The 19,352-nt window shown below is 60.2% G+C and carries 21 protein-coding genes and 1 pseudogene; 9 read left to right on the top strand and 13 right to left on the bottom strand.

What is annotated here, in order from left to right; translation table 11 throughout:
* Positions 1-22: 22 nt before the first annotated feature.
* Both RG2_RS23030 and RG2_RS23035 read right to left on the bottom strand, forming a co-directional pair.
* Positions 23-1,057, bottom strand: a complete 1,035-nt coding sequence (locus RG2_RS23030; RefSeq protein WP_033233764.1) for a Ppx/GppA phosphatase family protein — start codon at positions 1,055-1,057, stop codon at positions 23-25.
* A 52-nt stretch (positions 1,058-1,109) separates the two neighbouring features.
* Entirely contained in the window at positions 1,110-1,979 is an 870-nt protein-coding gene (locus RG2_RS23035; RefSeq protein ID WP_033233765.1) for a haloalkane dehalogenase, read from the bottom strand.
* A gap of 64 nt (positions 1,980-2,043) precedes the next feature.
* Here RG2_RS23035 and RG2_RS23040 point away from each other — a divergent pair, with 64 nt between their 5' ends.
* Both RG2_RS23040 and RG2_RS23045 read left to right on the top strand, forming a co-directional pair.
* Positions 2,044-2,502, top strand: coding sequence for a MarR family winged helix-turn-helix transcriptional regulator (locus RG2_RS23040; protein WP_051730433.1), 459 nt, complete (start codon positions 2,044-2,046; stop codon positions 2,500-2,502).
* A 72-nt stretch (positions 2,503-2,574) separates the two neighbouring features.
* On the top strand, positions 2,575-3,018 hold the full coding sequence (locus RG2_RS23045; RefSeq protein ID WP_033233766.1) for a hypothetical protein: 444 nt from the start codon (positions 2,575-2,577) through the stop codon (positions 3,016-3,018).
* Between the two features lie 47 nt (positions 3,019-3,065).
* Here RG2_RS23045 and RG2_RS32740 read toward each other — a convergent pair.
* Both RG2_RS32740 and RG2_RS23050 read right to left on the bottom strand, forming a co-directional pair.
* A pseudogene (locus RG2_RS32740) lies at positions 3,066-3,155 on the bottom strand (hypothetical protein); the annotation flags it as partial.
* A gap of 69 nt (positions 3,156-3,224) precedes the next feature.
* Positions 3,225-4,262, bottom strand: coding sequence for a restriction endonuclease (locus tag RG2_RS23050; RefSeq protein WP_033233767.1), 1,038 nt, complete (start codon positions 4,260-4,262; stop codon positions 3,225-3,227).
* A gap of 62 nt (positions 4,263-4,324) precedes the next feature.
* Between RG2_RS23050 and RG2_RS23055 the strand changes: the two genes are divergently transcribed.
* Positions 4,325-5,404, top strand: coding sequence for a PD-(D/E)XK nuclease family protein (locus tag RG2_RS23055; RefSeq protein WP_033233768.1), 1,080 nt, complete (start codon positions 4,325-4,327; stop codon positions 5,402-5,404).
* Positions 5,405-5,437: 33 nt separating this feature from the next.
* Here the strand turns inward: RG2_RS23055 and RG2_RS23060 are convergent, their stop codons facing one another.
* Complete coding sequence (locus RG2_RS23060) at positions 5,438-6,025, bottom strand: TetR/AcrR family transcriptional regulator (protein WP_033233769.1); 588 nt, start codon at positions 6,023-6,025, stop codon at positions 5,438-5,440.
* Positions 6,026-6,301: 276 nt separating this feature from the next.
* Here RG2_RS23060 and RG2_RS23065 point away from each other — a divergent pair, with 276 nt between their 5' ends.
* Together RG2_RS23065 and RG2_RS23070 are read left to right on the top strand one after the other, a co-directional pair.
* On the top strand, positions 6,302-6,562 hold the full coding sequence (locus RG2_RS23065; protein ID WP_033233770.1) for a hypothetical protein: 261 nt from the start codon (positions 6,302-6,304) through the stop codon (positions 6,560-6,562).
* Between the two features lie 18 nt (positions 6,563-6,580).
* A complete protein-coding gene (locus RG2_RS23070) occupies positions 6,581-7,723 on the top strand; it encodes a 3-ketosteroid-9-alpha-monooxygenase, oxygenase component (RefSeq protein ID WP_033233771.1) in 1,143 nt (380 codons plus the stop codon).
* A gap of 53 nt (positions 7,724-7,776) precedes the next feature.
* On the opposite strand, the gene RG2_RS23075 is transcribed toward RG2_RS23070, so the two are convergent.
* Complete coding sequence (locus RG2_RS23075; RefSeq protein WP_033233772.1) at positions 7,777-8,508, bottom strand: IclR family transcriptional regulator; 732 nt, start codon at positions 8,506-8,508, stop codon at positions 7,777-7,779.
* A gap of 210 nt (positions 8,509-8,718) precedes the next feature.
* Between RG2_RS23075 and RG2_RS23080 the strand changes: the two genes are divergently transcribed.
* A complete protein-coding gene (locus RG2_RS23080) occupies positions 8,719-9,624 on the top strand; it encodes an IclR family transcriptional regulator (protein ID WP_033233773.1) in 906 nt (301 codons plus the stop codon).
* Positions 9,625-9,651: 27 nt separating this feature from the next.
* Here the strand turns inward: RG2_RS23080 and RG2_RS23085 are convergent, their stop codons facing one another.
* Entirely contained in the window at positions 9,652-10,569 is a 918-nt protein-coding gene (locus RG2_RS23085) for a LysR substrate-binding domain-containing protein (RefSeq protein WP_033233774.1), read from the bottom strand.
* A 120-nt stretch (positions 10,570-10,689) separates the two neighbouring features.
* On the opposite strand from RG2_RS23085, the gene pcaH reads away from it, so the two are divergent.
* Complete coding sequence (gene pcaH, locus RG2_RS23090; RefSeq protein ID WP_033233775.1) at positions 10,690-11,418, top strand: protocatechuate 3,4-dioxygenase subunit beta; 729 nt, start codon at positions 10,690-10,692, stop codon at positions 11,416-11,418.
* A complete protein-coding gene (pcaG, locus tag RG2_RS23095; protein WP_033233776.1) occupies positions 11,415-12,077 on the top strand; it encodes a protocatechuate 3,4-dioxygenase subunit alpha in 663 nt (220 codons plus the stop codon). The genes pcaH and pcaG overlap by 4 nt, the downstream gene beginning before the upstream one ends.
* Here the strand turns inward: pcaG and idi are convergent, their stop codons facing one another.
* The 6 genes from idi to RG2_RS23125 form a co-directional block, all read right to left on the bottom strand.
* Complete coding sequence (gene idi / locus RG2_RS23100) at positions 12,078-12,680, bottom strand: isopentenyl-diphosphate Delta-isomerase (protein ID WP_033233777.1); 603 nt, start codon at positions 12,678-12,680, stop codon at positions 12,078-12,080.
* Between the two features lie 25 nt (positions 12,681-12,705).
* Entirely contained in the window at positions 12,706-13,734 is a 1,029-nt protein-coding gene (locus RG2_RS23105; RefSeq protein WP_033233901.1) for a phytoene/squalene synthase family protein, read from the bottom strand.
* Positions 13,727-15,346, bottom strand: a complete 1,620-nt coding sequence (crtI, locus tag RG2_RS23110; RefSeq protein WP_033233778.1) for a phytoene desaturase family protein — start codon at positions 15,344-15,346, stop codon at positions 13,727-13,729. Before crtI ends, RG2_RS23105 begins: the two co-directional genes overlap by 8 nt.
* A 49-nt stretch (positions 15,347-15,395) precedes the next feature.
* Complete coding sequence (locus RG2_RS23115) at positions 15,396-16,604, bottom strand: glycosyltransferase family 2 protein (RefSeq protein ID WP_051730434.1); 1,209 nt, start codon at positions 16,602-16,604, stop codon at positions 15,396-15,398.
* Positions 16,601-17,503 carry a carotenoid biosynthesis protein gene (locus tag RG2_RS23120; protein WP_080711686.1) on the bottom strand — a complete coding sequence of 301 codons (903 nt, stop codon included), beginning with the start codon at positions 17,501-17,503 and terminating at the stop codon, positions 16,601-16,603. The genes RG2_RS23115 and RG2_RS23120 overlap by 4 nt, the downstream gene beginning before the upstream one ends.
* A gap of 425 nt (positions 17,504-17,928) precedes the next feature.
* Positions 17,929-18,525, bottom strand: coding sequence for a TetR/AcrR family transcriptional regulator (locus RG2_RS23125; RefSeq protein ID WP_218020270.1), 597 nt, complete (start codon positions 18,523-18,525; stop codon positions 17,929-17,931).
* A gap of 71 nt (positions 18,526-18,596) precedes the next feature.
* Between RG2_RS23125 and RG2_RS23130 the strand changes: the two genes are divergently transcribed.
* A complete protein-coding gene (locus RG2_RS23130; RefSeq protein ID WP_033233779.1) occupies positions 18,597-19,283 on the top strand; it encodes an SDR family oxidoreductase in 687 nt (228 codons plus the stop codon).
* Positions 19,284-19,352 lie beyond the last annotated feature (69 nt).

The raw sequence follows: 19,352 nt of genomic DNA on the forward strand, positions 1-19,352 counted from the left end.
TTCGCGATTCGTGATCGCCTGGTCAACGAGTGCGGTCGTGTGACGATTCGGTGATCGGCAATGACGTGACTACCGCCTTGTCCACGTGCACCTTCGGAGACAACACTTGGAGCGGAAGATCATTCTGTGGATCGGGGACGGCGGAGAGATGCTGAAGGATGACGCCTTCGCGTAGGGCCCACGGACTCACATCGATCGAATCGACGTCTAGGGCGTACAACGTTTCGTCAGCCACGATAGCGCCTGCAAGAATCTGGTGAGCGCGCGATCGCGCCACACCCTGCAGTTTGGCGCGACGATCGGTCGTCATTGTCGCCATCCGTGCGACCAAACCGTGAAGATCCTTGCGCGACAATGTTCGTCGCACAAACGGTCCTTTTCGCTGCGGCGGCGCTCCGGCCAGTCGCGCCAATTGCTTGAAGGTCTTCGACGTACCGACAACCCGCTGCGGTTTCCCTTCCCACAGAAGACGATCCGCTGTCTCACGCAGGGAGGAACGTACGTACCGACGCAGTTCTTTGACTTGCTTACTCGGCGGCGGATCCGTGTCGAAGAAGGTGCGAGTCAGCCGTCCGGCGCCGAGCGGGAGCGAGACCGCCAACTCCGGAGCGGCATCGCGCCCCAGCGTGATCTCCATTGTCGTGCCACCGATATCGATATCGAGCAATCTGCCGGCGCACCAGCCATACCAGCGGTGCACGGCAAAATACGTCAAACGTGCTTCCTGCAGGCCGGTAAGAAATTGTGGACGTAATCCACACTCCGCGGCCACACGATCCAGAACTTCCTCCCGGTTCGCCGCATCGCGGATCGCAGCGGTGACAAAGAGATAGATCTGATCAACCTCGTAATGCCGCGCAGCCTCCAGTGACTGCGTCACCGCGTCGCACACCCGCTCTATTCCGTTGCCGTCCAGACACTGGCTGGCATCGATCGACTCAGCCAAACCTGTTGCGGCTTTCAGTGCGTGCAGCGGTAGTGGCGGCGCCCCTGCAGTAGCTTCCACGATCTGAAGCTGCGCCGAATTCGAACCGACATCGAGAACACCGAGCCGCATGCGTTAGCGAGTACCCCGAACACGAGAGCCAAACATCCGAGCCCGTTTCGCGTCAGCAATCCAGGCGGTGGCGCCTGGTCCACTCCACGATGGCGGAGGCAATCGCGTCGGGCCGATCCTCGGGTGCGAGGTGGCCGGCGGGTCCACATTCCACGACGTCGAGGTGGGCAATATTCGATCTGCTCCACTCGATCTCGTCGCGGCCGACCATGAGTAGTTCGGACGGGCCGTTGAACGTCATCAGGAGTTTCGGTACATCGCTACTTCCCGCGAGCCACTTTCCGTACGACGCCACCCGCGTGTGTACGTCCGCCGGGGTGCCTTCGATGGGGAATGCCCGCGGCCAGGCAAGCAGTGGCCGGCGACTCTCGGATGTGGGGTACGGAGCACGATACGAAGCCGCATCGCCGTCCGAGAGTCCGCTGAGCACGGTCTTGTCGAGGGCAACCTCGAGAAAGAAGTTCTGTTCGAGCACCTTCGCCTCACCTGTTCCGGGAGTGCGCAATGCCTCGACCCGCGCCCTGGCGTCACCCGGAAAATGTTCGGCCCACGTCATCGGACGGAGGATCGCCTCGAGGAAGGCGACCCCTCGGACGCGATCGGGATGCCGCGCAGCCCAGTCGAATGCCAGTGCCCCGCCCCAGTCGTGTCCGACGAGCACAACATCGTCGAGTTCCAAGGCGTCGAACCAGGCGTCGAGGTAGCGGGCGGTGTCTACGAAGCCATAGTCGATCGCGGGTTTACCGGACTCTCCCATCCCGATGAGGTCGGGGGCGAGAGCGCGGCCGAGGGCACTAACCGACGGCAGAATATTCCGCCACAGGTACGACGACGTGGGATTACCGTGCAGCAGCACGAACGGCGGACCGTCACCCGATTCCCGATGAGCCATTTTCGAGTCGAGCACAGGCGTGATGGGCATGACGTCTCCTCAAAATAGTTTCCATGTACTCTATTTTCAAATAGTAGCCATGTACTCTATTTTCATGCAAGACCGCGAATCATGGACAACCGGAGCACTCGTCTGGCACCTGAGCCTGCGCTGGCGCGCGGGAGTCGACCGTGCGCTCGCCCATCTCGGCCTCACGCACGCTCAATACTCGGTACTCGCACCCCTTCACAGCCTTGTCCGTGCGGGCGAAAGACCGAGCCAACGCGAACTCGCCGAACAGACTGGACTGCAACCGATTTACATCTCCAAACTGGTACGCGCGCTGGAGCGCAGCGGCTTCGTCTCGAGCGAACGCGATACCCGCGATGCGCGCGCTGTTCGTCTCGATCTCACCAAAGAGGGTCACCGAACTGCCTTGCAAGCCAAAGAGATCGTTCGCCAGCTGGACCACGAGAACACACATGCTCTCGGAGGTGAGGGCGGCCGCGAAATCGCAGAACTCCATCGAGCCCTCGTCGCACTACTGGACGCGACCGATGCAGCTGACGAATAGGCCGTTCATCGATCATCGTGCGAAGTTCGAAGTTGGCTCCACCGAAGAGCAAAAACGGACATACTAAACTTCATGAACATTCGATCTGCAGTTCTCTACGCCGCAATCGGCAAGGCCAGCGGGTTTCGCAGCGCAGTCGGGATCACCACGTTCCTGTTGCTCAGGTTCCGGGGCACACGCTACGAACGACTGTCGATCGGTGGATCCGTCGTTGCAATCGGTGGCGAGTTCGTCATGGACAAACTCCCGACGACACCATCTCGGCTCGCGCCTCCGTCCTTGACCGCACGAGCTGCAGCCGGGGGCGCCGCCGCCTACGCGATTGCTCGGGCCCAGAGTGAACCCGTCGCCCCTGCCATCGCAATCGGCGCCGCCTCGGCGGTGGCAGGCTCGTATGCAGGCCACGCGTACCGGGGGTGGGCATCGAAGCGAGTTCCGGCACTGGGAGCAGCCCTCGTCGAGGATGCAGTCGCCCTCGGAATGGGAGCGGCTGTGCTGGGCCAAGTAGCCGAGTAGCGCTCCCCGTTTTGCCAGACATTGAACGAGGAGACTGCTTCGATGTCTCGAGCGTGGGTCACCACTTCACGCCCAACGGACAGCGGCAGCATCAGTTCTTCGGAGACCCCGCCGACGACACGGGCGCAATCACCCATTCAAAATCGTTGTAGGTCTTCATCTTCGACATCTAACCCCCTTCCTGGGATTGGGGTGGACATGATTGTTCAGTCGAATCCGCTGTCTCTGTCTACGACAAACACTTTCCTAAGCGGCAGCCTGCTGCGCCAGTGGGCGGGCAGCAGATCGTAGTGATCGAGAATCCATTCCACGATCTCGCTGCGGCCGATCAACCGCAGGTCGCCACGAGTCCGATCCAGTGCCTGCGCGTCGGCGCTGTACGAACCCAGAGACACGAACAAACCCACCTCCCCTGCGGACAAGGTGCCGATGAGTTGCTGCACTTCGGGACGACCCATGGTTCTATCGGTGTGCTTGCACTGCACCTTGATCAGAGGAGGCTCCAGCCCCAAGGGGTCACGGTGCGCGACAATATCGATTCCCCCGTCTCGTGAATACGGGAGAACACGAGTGCGGTAACCCATCGCCGTCAGCAGATCAGCGACAAAATGCTCGAAACCGCGGTGGCTGACGTCGATTTTCAACATGTTGATGATGAAGTCAGCAGTCGACTCCATAAGCCGTGATGGATTCGGTTCTTCGGTTGCGCTGTCGACGGCAACATCCATATCGTCAGCATTCGCCTCTGCTTCGGCGACCGCAGTAACTGCCTCCGCGCTGCCGGTCTCGAGATATGTCCGAAATTCTGCATCGTGTCGCCTAACCCGAAATAGCGTTACTGCCGAGCCGATCTCGTACAGCGCCGACGTAGTGAACTCCGACCGTGGAATCCCGATACGCTGCCATCGCACAGGCCGACGGTGGCGGTGCGTCGGCGCATCGACAGCAAAGTAGTAGTCACCATCAATGACGCCGATATTGATCGTCGAATCGTCCTTGTGGGGCGCTATGACGATGTCGCCGACTTCCATGTCGAAAGCGAATCGCACCAGTACCCCGGCCTGCACTGGATACGACCCAGCTTTCCCTGCTGGGTATTGCTCCGAAAGCAGAGTCTTGATGGTGCCACGATCGTCGCCGATCTGCCTCAGATTCCCGACCCTGTCCCAACCGATACTGATAAATTTCCCGGCAATCAGATCAACGCTGGGCTCGTCGTTGTGGATCCCCCACATTGCACTCATGACGGACACGGTATCGGTTGCAAACTGACAGGAATAGGCTGGCTATGACTACACACGCATCAATGTTTCTTCAACGTCTCCTTCGTTCCGAGGTTAATGTCGGTGCATTCATCGGATATTTGGTGGAGCGCGACGCGACACCATTACAGAATGCGCTCGGACTCGATGAAAACGTCGTCAGTGCCCGAGTAGAAGTTCCTCACGGGAAAGGCCGCATGGATGTAGTGCTGTACGGCGCCGCAAGTCCTATCGCGATTCTCGAATTGAAGGTTTCGGCAACTGAGCACGGCGATCAGCTCGACAGATACGCGGAATTCGCACAGACACACAATGCCCGTAAGTTTCTGGTGGACTTGGAGACCGACGGTTCAACAGTGCCGCAAGGGTGGACCCGCATCGGACTCGCCGACCTGTTCGGTTACTGGTCTTCGTCTACGAACTCAACAGTTCGCGGCCTCGCCGCCGAGGCATCAACTGTCTTCGCGACATGGAAGTCGCAACTGAACGGCCGTTTCGGCCAAATGGATTCAGCGATCGTAACCGTCGCGCTGCGAGCAGTTTCCCAGGAGTTGGCTGCGCGCACCCCGTACGACATGTACACACGTGCAACCTCCGGCGGGCAGCCATCCATCACTGCGTATCTACCGCACCCCTCGGGGGCCGACGACGCATACTTCTGCATCGACATCCGTTGCAAGGACAAGAACAATCCTCACCTCCCGTGGATCGCCCGTCTCGGCGTGCACGTCGACCGTGGCGAAGACCTAGCCGCTGCCAGACGAACCGCTCATCGTCTAGCTATGCCACTGGTGCCAGCCCTGTCCGTCGCGGAAGTCCAGTCGGCATGCGCAAACTCTGGAATAGGCACGTTGGCAACAGTATTGACTTCCGAGAGACCACTGAGGGAGCCCAGATCGCAAAGCACCAGTATCGAAGAATGGTTGGCAGCCGTCGACAGCGCAGGAGACGGCAAAATCTCGGCCCACCCAGTCTTCTTCCACGACTGGGGTCGCCGCCTCGCGGCCCAATACTCACTCGACCTCACTGATGTGACGCGCAACGATCTTGGACAGCTGATCGTGATTCTCATGGATCACCTCACCGAATCCGCATTCAGCGCAACGCCTCTAACTGCGCCGTAGAGCGGGGCATCGCGGCACGATAGACCCTCATAGCTAGACCTTCGGGGTGCGTAGCAGACCCCCGAGGATTACCTTGACCACTTCGTGGGCGAGCCAATCCACAGATTTGTCCTCGGTCGGCGTGTGCCACTCACTCGACGACCAGATGGCATATCGAAGCATGTGATCGACGACGTCGAGATCAACGTCGTCGCGAAAAATACCCTGATCAACGCCGGCTGCAAGAGTGTTCGACCACTCCCTCTCGAATTGGCCGTACAACTCCCCAATGTTGCCTTGCTCGAGAATTGTTGCGTGGATGTAGTCGCCCTCACGACGCCACATGGTCGTTGCGTGCAGGTATTCATGCGAACAGCGCAGAGCAATCTCGGAGAGCGCCTCGATGCGTTTCGTCGGCTCCACGGCAGTGACTGCGTGCACCTTGTCCACCAGGTCCTCGAGATAGAGCCTGATGATCTCTGCGACTATCGCATCCTTGGAAGGGAAGTAATGGTAGAGCGCACCCGAGCGCACTCCCACGGCGTCGCCGATCTCCCGAATCGTGGTAGCGGCTATCCCTTTTATTGCGAATATCTCGCCGGCGCGATCGAGGATTTGCTGTCGTCGCTCCTGCGGTTCCATTTCGTCTGTTCTCCTGATGCTGTTTCGCGTATTCGACTGTCGAATTCGACCGCTCACCGAAACGAGCGAATAACCCCTACAGTATCGACCTGTGTTCGGCGAGTGGTCCGCTACTCGATTCTGGCGCTTACATCCTCGCACTACATCACAGGCCATGCATTGCCCGTGGACGGTGGCCAGGCCCTTGTCCGGTAACTTTTCAGTTCAACGGAATTGGCCTGTCGCCTGACGATCATTCCTTCTACGTTCAAGGAAGAACGATAGGAAGGAAGTGTCATGGCGCCTGTCGACTGCGCATCGTGCGGCCAGCGAGTCCTCGTCGAGAAGTACAGCTCGATCCATACCGGTATCCAATGGCCGGCTGCAGAGAACGTGCGATGCCCTTACCGCGACGTCCAGGTCAACGCCCTGCAACCCGGATCACTCGTGCAATCGTGCAGCGGGCTGAGCGACGCTGTCCAGGCTGCAATTGAGAACGGCAAGCTTCGCGAATCTCCTCGCCCTGAGGGCCTTTCGCACGTATCGAATCATCGCTGAATACACACTGGAGGATTCATGACCGACATCATCGCCGAACCCGAGGTCAGGGTCATCGAGGCAGGCAAGAACCCGACTCGATTTGCGCGAGGCTGGCACTGCCTCGGCCTGGCCGAGACGTTTCGTGACGGAAAGCCGCACCAAATCAAGGCTTTCGGCACCGACTTGGTGGTGTTCGCAGACTCCGAGAACGAGTTGCACATCCTTGACGCATACTGCCGACACATGGGCGGCAACCTCGCGATGGGGCAGATCAAAGGCGACTCCATCGCCTGCCCGTTCCACGATTGGCGGTGGGGCGGGAACGGGCGCTGCACTGGCATTCCTTACGCGCGGCGCGTCCCTCCGCTAGCACGCACACGATCGTGGAATGTACTCGAACGCAACGGAATGCTCTTTACCTGGCATGACCCGGAGGGCAACACGCCGCCGGAGGACGTGACGATTCCGGAGATCGAGGGATGGGGCACCGATCGGTGGAGCGAGTGGTCGTGGCGCACCTTCCACGTGGAGGGCTCGCACTGCCGTGAGATCGTCGACAACGTTGTCGACATGGCTCACTTCTTCTACGTTCATTTCCAGATGCCGGGCTACTTCAAGAATGTGTTCGAAGGCCAGGTCGCTGCACAGCACATGCGCTCGGTAGGCCGGGACGACATCAAAACCGGTGTACAGATGGACCTTCCAGATGCCGAGACCGTGTCGGAAGCTGCCTACTACGGTCCGTCTTTCATGCTCGATACGGTGTGGACGATTTCCGGGGACACCACGGTGGAGGCAAAGGTCATCAACTGCCACTACCCTGTCACCGACAATTCGTTTGTCCTGCAGTACGGCACATGTGTCGAACGCACGCCGGGCAACTCGGACGAGCAGGCCGAAGCCACCGCTCAGATGTTCACCGAGGGTCTCGAGACGCAGTTCCTCCAGGATATCGAGATCTGGAAACACAAGAGCCGCATCGAAAATCCGCTCCTCACCGAAGAGGACGGGCCCGTCTACCAACTTCGCCGCTGGTACCAGCAGTTCTATGTAGACGTCGAGAACGTCACAGACGAAATGACCGCACGCTACGAGTACGAGGTGGACACCACTCGCGCTCTGGAGAACTGGTCCACCGAGGTGCAGGAAAATCTCGCACGCGTCGACGCGGATACGTAAAATTCGCGTGAGCTCACAGTTGCCGCGCCCTGCCCAAGCAGAGCGCGGCAACATCAGTTTCCGGACAGTCGATTTCGGATCGTTGCTACCGCGAGGCGGACAGGGACCGAGACAGCCATCGGATCGAACGTACCGGTAGGGCCGGTTACCGAGATCGCGCCAATCGGACTGCGGCCCTTGATAATAGCGGCACCGACACACGATACTCCGAGCACCGTCTCGTTCCGATCGTGGGCAATTCCGCGGTTACGAATGTCGGCATACTCCCTTCGCAGTCGAACTGGGTCCACTATCGTGTTCGGCGTGGAACGCGGCGGCGTCAGCGCCGCGGTCGGATCAAGCTCTGCCATCAAGGTTTTGCCTATTGCCGTCGACGCCGCGGGAAGGCGCCCGCCGGCGCGGGTGGGCAGCCGAACGGCGAAGGAGCCACCGACTTTGTCGAGATAGAGAACGTCAGCGCCGACGGGGACTGCGAGGTGAACCACGAGACCCGTAGTCGCGTGCAGTTGATAGAGGACGGGCTGCGCCACGCTGTGAAGCCGATCATGATGCAACGCAAGCGAACCGAGTTCGAATATCTTACGACCCAACCGGTACGTGTGACCCTCACGTTGAAGCCATGTCAGACGTACGAGTTGTCCGAGCATGCGGTGGGTCGACGACGCGGGAAGCCCCGTCCGTCTCGACAAGTCCGACAAAGTCAGTCGCTCGTCCTCATCGAAAGCCTCGAGCAATATCGAGGCGCGATCGAGTACCGCTACCGGGGAATTTTCATCACAGGGCATGGGGCATCTCCGTGGGTCGGCAGCGTACGACGGGCACGCTGCATGAATGACCCCTTCGGCTTTAAGGGCCATATGCAGGTTGTTTGATCGCTTGATCAATGTACAATCGGACTATACAGTGCAAGTGACAGGGGTCACCACCTGACGGACACGCCAAATGCCAACGGCAACTGAAGCGACACTCGGGAAACCCCGGAAAGGAAGGCGTCCATGGCCGTTGTCGACATGAACGACAAGAAGTCCTCTGCCCCACCGGCCGGCGGTCGGTCCACCACAGACTTACCGCCGTCGATGGTCGAGCGGATGACACTCATTCTCGATGCCTTCGATGGACGGGCAACCCACCTCAGTCTCGAAGAAACCGCGCGACGCGCCCGGTTGCCGCGATCGACCGTCCACCGCATTCTCGAGCAGCTCGTCAAGCTCGACTGGGTCGCTCACGCGCCGATTGGTTACCGCCTCGGCCGACGCGCACTCGGACTTGACGGCGGCATCGGCGACCACGGCCAGCTGCGTGCAGCCGCAGCACCGCTGCTACACGAACTACACCTGAAAACCGGAATGGTCGTGCATCTGTCAGTTCTCGACGACTGCGAAAATGTCTACCTCGACAAGGTAGGTGGACGCTTCGCTACGACGCTACCGTCGCGCGTCGGCGGTCGCGCCCTTGCACATTCGACGGCAGGCGGCAAAGCGATGTTGGCGTGCATCGCTCCCGAACAGGTGGACACCCTGTTCGGTGTGACGCTCCCGCGCTGCACCGACAGCACCATCGCGGACATCGCAGTTCTGCATCAAGAGCTGAGCCGTATTCGGCAGCGTCGAGGCTTGGCCTTCGAGTGCGGCGAATCAACACCGGGTGTCGCGTGCGTCGCGTCGGCTATTCGCGGGCACGAAGGGCCGATCGGCAGCATCTCGTTGTGCAGCGATACGCAGACCGCTCAGCTCGAGCGGGTAGCGCCATTGGTGCTCGACGCAGCTCGTGAGGTGTCGCGCACCCTGTACCCCGAACTGGTCGCTCCACGTCGTGGCCGCAAGCCTCCACCGGTTCCCACGAGCACTTTCTCCGCAGCAACGATGGATCGCCTCATGGCGTCGTCCGAGCACTGGATCTGAAGCAATCGGATTTGTGCTTGGAAGATTTCACACAGCAGCCAACCGCCTGAGAATCCCAGCCAAAGTCTCGACGCCCGCAGCAGCCTCACTCGTCCGCCGGAACAGTCCGACGGGCTCGGCTGTACCAGGGGCCGACTGCGGCAAGCGCACAAGCGTTCCGTCGTCGAGGTCGGTCTGCGGCACGCGCTCGGGTGTGAACCACACCGAGTCACTGCGGCGGGCGAGAGTACGTGCAACCGATACATCAAGTGTTTCAACACAACCGCTCGGCAAGTTGAGCCCATGCCGGCGCAGAAACACTTCGGTGTGTCGGCGCGGAACCGTCCCTGTTGTCGCCACCACCAATGGAAATTCGAGTACCCGCGGCATCGGCACCGGTTCCACAAACGCCGTCAAAGGATGTTCGGGGCGAACGACAAGTGCCAGCGATTCGGTGTAGAGCAGTTCGAAGTCGATTCCCTGCAAGACATCGGGATCCGTCATTCTGCCCACCACCAAATCAAGGTCGCCCGCGCGAATCCCTTCCAGAAGTGTGTCGTTGACTCCAGTGACAACATGTACCCCCAACTCCGGATACGTTTCGTGCAGCTGTGAAATCGCCTTCGGTAGTAAAACACTCGCGACTGTGGGAAGCGCACCTACGCGGACCGGCACACTGGGTACGCCGGGGGCGACCAACGCCCGTGCCGCCGACGTCATGGCGTCGACGGCCGCAGATGCGTGGCCGAGAAAGTACTCGCCGGCCGGAGTGAGACGGGCACCATGACGGCCCCTCTCCACGAGACGCATCCCGGCTATCTGCTCGAGTTCGTTGAGCGTCTTGGTGACCGCCGGTTGCGTCAGGTGGAGTCGCTGTGCCGCCCGACCGAGATTGCGCTGCTGCGCAACGGCGACAAAGCAGGTCAGGTGCCGAAGCTGAATTCGGCTACTCGCTACGCCGGCCATGCGCCCAGACCACCAAACATTTCCATCAGCAGAGGTTATGAAAAGGGCGAGAAATCGTCAATTTACATGACTGAGTATCGAAAATATGGTGGGCGAACATCCCTTCGACAGGAGACCACCGTGACAATCGGCGAATTTGTTGAGCGCGACGTCAGACTGCACCCTCCCGCACTGACGCCGGGTTACAAGACGAGCATCCTGCGCTCGCCTCGTCAGGCTTTGCTATCTCCCCGCAACACGCTGTCCGAAATCACCGGGCCCGTGTTCAACGGAAAAGACCTGGGGGCGAAAGACAACGACCTGATCCTCAACTTCGCCAAAGCCGGCTTGCCGATCGGCGAAAGGCTGATCGTGCACGGCTATGTACGTGACGAATTCGGAAACCCGGTCTCCGGCGCACTCGTGGAAGTGTGGCAAGCCAACGCGGGCGGACGCTATCGACACAAGAACGACCAGTATCTCGCGCCGATCGATCCGAACTTCGGCGGTTGCGGTCGGATGCTCACCGATCACAACGGCTACTACGTCTTCCGCACTATCAAGCCTGGACCGTACCCGTGGGCCAACAGCGCCAACGCCTGGCGTCCTGCACATATTCATATGTCACTCAGCGCAGACGGTTGGGCGCAGCGGCTGATCACGCAACTCTATTTCGAGGGCGACCCCTTGATCGAGCGCTGCCCGATTGCCGCAACCATTCCGTCAATCGATCAGGTACGCAGCCTCATTGCGCATGAAGATCCGTCAAACGACGTGCCTTTCGACGCTCGAACCTACCGCTTCGATGTCACCCTCCGCGGACGACGAGCCACCTTCTTCGAGAACACGATTCCAGGAGCATCACGATGAACGTCGCCCATCAGTTTGCCGCACAATCTCTTGCGACACGATTTCCCGAAACCCCGTCGCAGACGGGCGGCCCCTACGTACACATCGGACTTGCGCCACAGCAGGCGGGATTCGAGATTTTCGAGAAGAACTTCGACAACAATCTTGTCTCCAATGACACAGTCGGAGAACGGATCACGATCGAGGGCCGTGTCATCGACGGCAGCGGATCCCCAGTCCGCGACGCCTTGCTCGAAATCTGGCAGGCTAACGCGGCCGGCAAGTACTCGCATCACCTCGACCCACAAGACAAAAGTGTCGATCCGAGCTTTGCCGGATGGGGCCGCACCGGCGCAGATTTCGAATCCGGAGTCTTCGAGTTCCAGACGATCAAACCCGGACCGGTCGAGCACAATGGCGACCGTGTCCAAGCCCCACACATCTGCTTCGTCATCTTCGCCAGAGGCATCAACATCGGACTGCATACCCGCCTGTACTTCGACGACGAAACCGAACTCAACGCAGCAGACCCGATCCTCTCGGGGATCGAGCTCCACAACCGCCGAAGCACTCTGATAGCTAAACGACGCAGCGAAGACGGAAAGACCGTCTACACCTTCGACATACGACTACAAGACACCCCGGACGGTGGAGCAGAGACAGTATTCTTCGATATTTGACTAGTACAGTAGGCGCCGGTCCTGATTTCCCCGTGCGGCGGGCGGCAATGCCGATGCGGGCGCTGTGGGCCACTGCTCCGGATCCGGATCAAGCTGTCGAAGCTGTTGCACCTGTTCACGACACCACGGCGAGACGTCGCGACCGCCACCGAGAACAGCGTCCGAAAACTTGTGCCAGTCAACCCATTCCACGCTTTCCACTTCCGTCGGATCGGGAACCGGTTGTGGGCCGTCGTAGATCACCCGAAAGACGGGGCAGATCTCGTTTTCGACGATGCCGGTGTCCATCACTGCGCGGTATCGGAAGAAAGGGAGCGCAAGGCTGACATCATCGACACCTATCCCAAGTTCTTGGTTCAGCCGACGTCGGACGGCTTCTTCGAGCGATTCGCCCGGAGCGGGATGTCCGCAGCAACTGTTGGTCCAGACACCTGGCCACGTTGCCTTGTCCAGTGCACGCCTCGTAATCAGGAGGTTGCCGCTCCGATCGAAGACATACGCCGAGAAAGCAAGGTGCAGTGGCGTTGTAGTGGTGTGGACGCTCGCTTTCGGTTCGATCCCGATGGATCGACCTGCGTCGTCGAGCAACACGACGTATTCCATGTGAAATCCCGTTCTCTTCGTTCGATCAGGGCGCCGGCGTCAGCAGCGTGCGGAGGCTGATCCATCCGGTTTCAGCCAGTCGCGGTGCCGCGATCGACATTCGGCGCCGCTGGGAAACGTGTGCCCGCTTGTGCAGTACGCGGTATCCGCTGTCTTCCACCGCACGCAAGATGTCGCCGTACAGGACAAACGCCGTGCGCATCGCGGGGCGTACCACCGGGTCGAGCATATCGATCCCCGGTTCGGCAGTGCGGTACACCGCACGGGTGTGTGCGATCAGATGCGCGAGAGCGCGCTCGAGTCGGACGTCGCTGCGGCCGGTGACAAGACAGTTTCGCAACAGGCCTTCGTCGACACCGAAAGCATTCAGTTCCTCGGTCGGCAGATAGATCCGATCACGATCGAGATCCTCTCCCATATCCCGGATGAAGTTGGTCAGCTGAAAAGCTTCACCCAGTGCGACCGCTGGTCCGGCGGCACTGTCGCGATCTGTTGCCGTGCCCAGGATCGGAAGCATTTGCAGGCCGATGACAGCGGCGGATCCGTACATGTACTCGGACAGTTCGTCCATCGTTCGATACCGCGAGCGGAACATCTTGGTTCCTGGTATGTCCATTCGCATCGAGTGCAGGAAGGCGTAGTAGTAGTCGTGCGAAATGCTGTATCTCGCAGTGGTATCCACGAGCGCTCTGAGCACCAGGTCGGATCTACTCTCCCCCAGCGGCTGTCCGTCGAGCGCATCTCGGATGCGAGCCTCGAACAGGTCAAGCTTTGCGCTTGCCCTACGATCGGCTTCGGTGGGCGAAGTACCCGTCGAATCGACTGTGACAGAGGAAAGCGCTGGCACATAACCTGATTCGCTGTCGCCGGAATCCACGTCGACGATGTCGTCGACCATCCGCGCAAACCCGTAGAGCGCGTGCACGCCGGCGCGCTTGTCAGCCGGCAGTAACCGGGTCGCGAGGAAGTAAGTTTTGCCATGCTGCTCGTTCAGGTCGCGGCACAGTCGATACGCGTCGTGGAGGCTCGGGTCGATCTTGTCGAGTTCACGCATGACCGACACCGACTTCGACACCGAGAGCAGCCGACGATTGCGCGTTGTTCGATCCTGTTATCCGCTCTGCGGCAAGCCTTCCCGAAACGAGAACCGTCGGCACGCCGACACCCGGAGTGGTCCCTGAACCGGCGAGGACGACGTTGCCGAGACCAGGAACCAGATTCTTGCGGCGAAATGGCCCGGTCTGACGGAATACATGGGCCGACGAGAAGGGACTACCGTCGAGCATTCCTTTGTCCAGCCAAGTTCGTGGGGTGTCTAGGTGGTCGACGGACATCGACGAGGTCAGGTTGCGATATCCGCGTTGTTCCAACACTCCTTGAATTTCACGCATGTACGGAACCCCCAGACGATCCCAATCGAGGGGCGCGCTGGCAAGATTCGGGCAAGGAGCCAAGATCGAGATGGGTTCACTTCTGACGCCGTCACGAACGAGATTCAGCGATGGGTCTGTCACAGCCGGTCGGGTGATCAAGAGAGATGGATCATCCATCAACTGCCCGCGGCCACGACGCGCGGTAATCCGAGCAAAGGTCTCAGACCACTGTTCGCCGAAGTCGATGGTGTGGTGAGACCTTGACGGCCACGACCGCGTCACATCCACCGGAACCGTGCCGTGAAAAACGACGGCTGACGGCGATACGACGGAATATCCGCGTCGCCGACCCGTAGACGGCGCACCTGCCTGGTCGAGCAACCGATCGACTACAGGTAAGTCCGGAGTCAACACGAGGGCATCACACGAATAACTCCGACCATCCGACGTCAAAACCTCTGTGACGCGCTTGTTCTCGATGTTTACCTCGGACACTTCGGCGTCGGTGTGAAGCACTCCCCCGTGTCGTGTGAACGCGTCGGCCATCACCTCCGCAATTTTGGCCATGCCGCCCACCGGAAAGTAGACCCCGAGTGAGGTGTCCATGTGCGCGATGGCGCCGTATACGCCCAACGCCTTGGCGGGGGCCATTCCCGCGTACAGTGCCTGGAAGGTAAAGATTCGTCGCAGCCGTTCGTCTTTCACGAAGGATCCGACCCGCGGCCCGAGTCGACCGAAACCACCCAGCCGAGCCAGAGTGGCGGTGTCGCGCACTGCCGATGGCGTCGACACCAGATCGAGTGGTGAATCGAAATTCGAGTCGATGTACCGACCGAACTCGGTGTCGAAGATCGACGCCAGCCACCGTCGAAGCTTGCGGTATCCGTCGGACTCGCCTGGACCGCATGTCCTTTCGACCTCTGCCGACATCGTAAGCGGATCCGAGTACACGTCGATGGAACTGCCGTCTGCGTAACGCGTGTGATAGCTGGGTGAAAGCTTCGTCAAAGTGAGTGCAGGAGTGACGGAATCAAAAGACTCACCCACTGCGGCCAATGCGTCGGCGATCAAATTCGGCATGGTGAGAACACTGGCACCGTTGTCGATGTCGTACAGGAAACGACCCGCGTCATCGACCACCGGATAGGTACCGACACGCCCACCGATCGCGGCCTCACGCTCGAGGACTGTGACACGCTTGCCCGCCCCGGTGAGGTGGAGCGCAGCGGAGAGGCCGGCGAGGCCGGCACCGACCACAACAACCGAATCGACTTGCCCGCTCACTGATCTCATGATCGATCACCTGTCACAAGCGCTGGGTTCGAGGCCGACATCAGGATTCTCATTTCTTCATCGTGCTAGCGAGGGTGGCCACGTCGGTGGTCGGGGCGTTCAACGGCCGACTCTTCCATGACAGTTCGTTTCGGGCGAAGCGTCGACGCGAATCGAGCACAAGAGTCGCAAAAAGTGCTGCCGAAATGGGGTGGGCGCAGGCCCGCGCCAGATCTGCGAGGTTGGCTCTGCCGGCAGATTCCGACTGCGCAGAGCACAGCCGAGCCGTGACTGCGGCAAGGTAGCCGGCAGTCCCCAAGCGTCGTGTGCTTCCCGTTCCCAGAACAGCGGCAGCGGGCGGAAGGAGATATACGATGCTCACGCCCGCAAGAGCAGCGGCGGTGCCCACTCGTCCACCGAATGAGGACCACAACCACCGGGTGTAGCCCTCCCGAAGTTGAGGCCAGTCGCGATACATCCGACAACTGACAAAACCCGCACCCGAGACCAGAACCGTACGTTTGCCGTGGCTGCGAAGAGCTCTAGCTATGTCCAGATCTTCGGTGGCACTGGAGGCCACCGACTCGTGTCCACCGATTTCACGGTAGGCGCCGGCATCGAACATCAGGAATTGACCACACGCCACCGAAAGTGATTGTCTCAGCGACCTGTTCGCCAAAGGTACCAAGAGGGTCGACATCCACGAAAAGGCCAGCAACGGCTGAACAAGATGCTCAGCAACGCTGCCCGACTTCTGTTCGGGCCACGGGCACACCAATGCTGCATCGCGCTCGCGGAGCGCAGCAACCGACGCCGCGACCGCATCTGGCGTCAGCCTGACGTCGGCATCGACAAAAGCGATAACGTCCGGCTGGTCTTCGAGACCGATATCGGCAAGGGTCCGACACGCTGCGGCCTTTCCCGTCCAACCAGGGCTTGGCGGATCACACGTGGATATAACCGTGATGCGCGGATCGCCGTCGGCGGCGCGGCGGGCGGCAACCAGTGTGCCGTCGCCGGAGCCGTCATCGAGGACTATCACCCGAAGGTCGCCCGCATATTTTTGCGCCCGCAGATCCGCGATGAGCAGGGGCACGGTGGATTCCTCGTCGCGGGCGGGAATGCACACAACGACGCGATCGTGTGGCTTACTGATGTCCGTTCGCCGCAAGCGTGGCATGAACAGCGCATTCCCGATCGACATCACCGCAGACAATCCGGCCAGTGCCGCACCCGCCGCTGTCAGGTGATGCAGGATTCGTGGACTCGCGGCGGTCATGCCGTCACCGAGTTCTCGCGGGGCTTCCAGGTCCACATCCAGGCCAGAGGTATCCCCACAACACCCATCGCACAGAAGCCGTAGATCGCCGAAGACTTCAATTCGTCCCCGTCGAGCAGCGCAGCGTGGGCAAGTGCCGAGCCGAGCCACGTCCACATGAACAACACCACGGGCGCGGCATCCGAAACCCGCGGCCCGTACTTCCTGCGGGTATCGAAGCGCTTTCCGACATACTCGATCACAACTGCCATTATCAGGGCGGTGGCAAACCAGCCCAGATAGTTCGTGAACGGAATCGACGGTATGCCGGGAAGACCCGGATTTCCGGACGTCCACGTCCACTGGCCGTCCGTCACCATCTGGGTGTCCAGATAGAGATCCCACCCGACCATCCCGGCAGCCGTAATCACGATTCGCTGGCGAGACTGCCACTTCGGTGACGCGCGGGTTCGCTCGAGTACATAACCCACAGCGCACCAAATGGGATAGAACCCGGCAGTCCACGCAAGTGGAACCACCGCCGGGACACCCAGAATGTCAGGCCCCAACCGATCAGTGGCGTAGAAGTAACTGCCGAAGGGAAAACCTGTTGCCGTGCCGATCATTTCGGCGACAAGACCCAACCCCGCGGTGGCCGCGAACAGTACCAAGGTCCACGCCGGCCCACGCGCAATCACCGCATGAACAATCGATGCAGCAGCTAATAGGGCGACTACCGCAACAGTGACACCGTCACGTGAGTCCCCGCTCACCAAGGGATAGATGATCTGGGCGATCAATGCGCACGCGACGAGCCCCCATACGAGAGGGATCCATCGACCTGCGCTTCCGGCGAATCCGTTTCCGGTGGAAGTTCGCCTGGCCGTCTCGGCAGCAGGCGAAGGCGTGGGCGCATCCATCACAGTCTTTCGTCGTCGGAAGCGCGCGGTTCCTGCGGTGATTCTTCCGCCATTTCGTGTGGCGACCTGGGCTGACGGCTCGCATCCAGGAACATTTGGAGAAAGCCGACACCCGGATTGCTTGGGCGCGGATTCTCGCCTCCGTGAGTACCAGAAGAAGAAATAGACATGTCGGTCACATTCCTGTGATTGTCGGCCAGAACTTCACGAGAGCTCAACGAACGGACTGTGAGTTGACGGAAAATCGGCTTCTACCAGTGCATGCATGACACTCTGCCCTTCCTGTCAACACCGTCTCGACACAGTTGAGCACGGAGACGGTACACACCGTCTGCGTGGCATTCGTAGCCGTTTCGCACCCGGATGGGAGTTCTCGAGAAAAAGTTTTCGGGCACGCGGGTGACACGCCATCGTCTTGCCGCGAATCACCCGTCGGTTGGTTTCAGCGCAGCGCGTGCTGCGGTGAGAATCTCCTCCGAGACGGTCGATCCCTTGGTGGCTCGCGAGAGGAGAATCGCGCCGACCATGGTGCACAATCGGGCAATGCCATCCTGATCGCCATCGGCGAGTCCTTCGGCAAAAGCACCGACACCCTGGGTGTAAACCCGACGAGCCTCGGCATCTTCGGGTTCGCGCGCCATGTCGACGGCAAGAGCCGCGGCGGGGCATCCGTCAGCGGGGTTATCGCGATGCTCGACGGAGAGATAGGTGTCGATCAGGGACTGCTGAGCAGCAACGCGCTGGTCCCCATGCTGGCCGAATTCGGACTTGTAGGTCTTCGACAGTTCAGCAAATGCATAGGCGGTGGCCTCGTCGATGAGCGCTTCCTTCGAGGCAAACTGCTTGTAGAAGCCACCGTGGGTCAACCCGGCCGCTTTCATCAAGTCGGCGACGCTGAGCTGGGTGCCCTGCTCTCGGAACAGGCGGGCGGCGGTTTTCACGACACGTCGACGGTTCTCTTCCGCTTGCTGTTGCGATACACGGCCCATCAACCACACTCCCGTTTGGATTTCATTTGACATCTATCTTAGCGTGAATTTAGATTGCATTCGTAATCTAAATTTCCGTCAGTACCTCACCCCTGGGAGACATCATGGATCTGAACAATGCAGTTGCCGTCGTCACCGGCGCCAATCGAGGACTCGGACGCCATCTAGCCGCGGGGCTCGTCGAGCGGGGAGCAAAGGTGTACGCAGCCGCCCGAAATCCGGAAACAGTCGATCTGCCCGGCGTCATTCCCTTGCAGCTGGACGTGACCGACGAGGAGTCGATCAAGGCTGCGGCCCGCACCGCGTCGGATGCGACTCTGCTCGTGAACAACGCAGGAATCTCCACCTCCGCGCCGCTGATTAGCGGCAATATCGATGACGTGCGCCGCGAGATAGACGTGAACTTCTACGGCCCGCTCGCCGTGACCCGAGCCTTCGCTCCCGTCATCGAAAGTAACAGCGGGGGAACAGTACTCAACGTACTTTCCGTACTGTCCTGGCTTCACCCCGCCGCGCTCGGATCCTATGCCGCAGCCAAGGCGGCGGCGTGGGCAATGACGGACGCTGCTCGAGAGGAACTGGCACCGCGCGGAATCACCGTCTCGGCACTGCACGTCGCATACATGGACACTGACATGGCGGCGGATGTACCCGCCGAGCAGAAGATCGATCCAGCCGATGTCGCCGCGCAGGCCTTGGACGGTATCGAAAAAGATTTGCTCGAGATCCTCGCAGACGACACCACTCGGTACATCAAGCAAAATCTTGCGATTGCGCCGAATTCAAACTGACCACGACGCGCTATTTTGCAGCAACGGCACTTCCGGCCGCCGTCGCTTCGTCACATGTTCTACCTACGG

The sequence above is a fragment of the Rhodococcus globerulus NBRC 14531 genome, assembly GCF_001894805.1.
GTDB classification, from domain to species: domain Bacteria; phylum Actinomycetota; class Actinomycetes; order Mycobacteriales; family Mycobacteriaceae; genus Rhodococcus_F; species Rhodococcus_F globerula.

Coding starts and splice junctions, on each gene's coding strand:
- RG2_RS23075 (WP_033233772.1), bottom strand. CDS start 8,508: ATGCCCTGTGATGAAAATTCCCCGGTAGCGGTACTCGATCGCGCCTCG.
- RG2_RS23080 (WP_033233773.1), top strand. CDS start 8,719: ATGGCCGTTGTCGACATGAACGACAAGAAGTCCTCTGCCCCACCGGCC.
- RG2_RS23040 (WP_051730433.1), top strand. CDS start 2,044: ATGCAAGACCGCGAATCATGGACAACCGGAGCACTCGTCTGGCACCTG.
- RG2_RS23070 (WP_033233771.1), top strand. CDS start 6,581: ATGACCGACATCATCGCCGAACCCGAGGTCAGGGTCATCGAGGCAGGC.
- RG2_RS23060 (WP_033233769.1), bottom strand. CDS start 6,025: ATGGAACCGCAGGAGCGACGACAGCAAATCCTCGATCGCGCCGGCGAG.
- RG2_RS23030 (WP_033233764.1), bottom strand. CDS start 1,057: ATGCGGCTCGGTGTTCTCGATGTCGGTTCGAATTCGGCGCAGCTTCAG.
- RG2_RS23120 (WP_080711686.1), bottom strand. CDS start 17,503: ATGGATGCGCCCACGCCTTCGCCTGCTGCCGAGACGGCCAGGCGAACT.
- pcaG (WP_033233776.1), top strand. CDS start 11,415: ATGAACGTCGCCCATCAGTTTGCCGCACAATCTCTTGCGACACGATTT.
- RG2_RS23105 (WP_033233901.1), bottom strand. CDS start 13,734: ATGCGTGAACTCGACAAGATCGACCCGAGCCTCCACGACGCGTATCGA.
- RG2_RS23065 (WP_033233770.1), top strand. CDS start 6,302: ATGGCGCCTGTCGACTGCGCATCGTGCGGCCAGCGAGTCCTCGTCGAG.
- RG2_RS23045 (WP_033233766.1), top strand. CDS start 2,575: ATGAACATTCGATCTGCAGTTCTCTACGCCGCAATCGGCAAGGCCAGC.
- RG2_RS23115 (WP_051730434.1), bottom strand. CDS start 16,604: ATGACCGCCGCGAGTCCACGAATCCTGCATCACCTGACAGCGGCGGGT.
- RG2_RS23055 (WP_033233768.1), top strand. CDS start 4,325: ATGTTTCTTCAACGTCTCCTTCGTTCCGAGGTTAATGTCGGTGCATTC.
- RG2_RS23125 (WP_218020270.1), bottom strand. CDS start 18,525: ATGTCAAATGAAATCCAAACGGGAGTGTGGTTGATGGGCCGTGTATCG.
- RG2_RS23130 (WP_033233779.1), top strand. CDS start 18,597: ATGGATCTGAACAATGCAGTTGCCGTCGTCACCGGCGCCAATCGAGGA.
- RG2_RS23035 (WP_033233765.1), bottom strand. CDS start 1,979: ATGCCCATCACGCCTGTGCTCGACTCGAAAATGGCTCATCGGGAATCG.
- RG2_RS23085 (WP_033233774.1), bottom strand. CDS start 10,569: ATGGCCGGCGTAGCGAGTAGCCGAATTCAGCTTCGGCACCTGACCTGC.
- RG2_RS23050 (WP_033233767.1), bottom strand. CDS start 4,262: ATGAGTGCAATGTGGGGGATCCACAACGACGAGCCCAGCGTTGATCTG.
- idi (WP_033233777.1), bottom strand. CDS start 12,680: ATGGAATACGTCGTGTTGCTCGACGACGCAGGTCGATCCATCGGGATC.
- crtI (WP_033233778.1), bottom strand. CDS start 15,346: ATGAGATCAGTGAGCGGGCAAGTCGATTCGGTTGTTGTGGTCGGTGCC.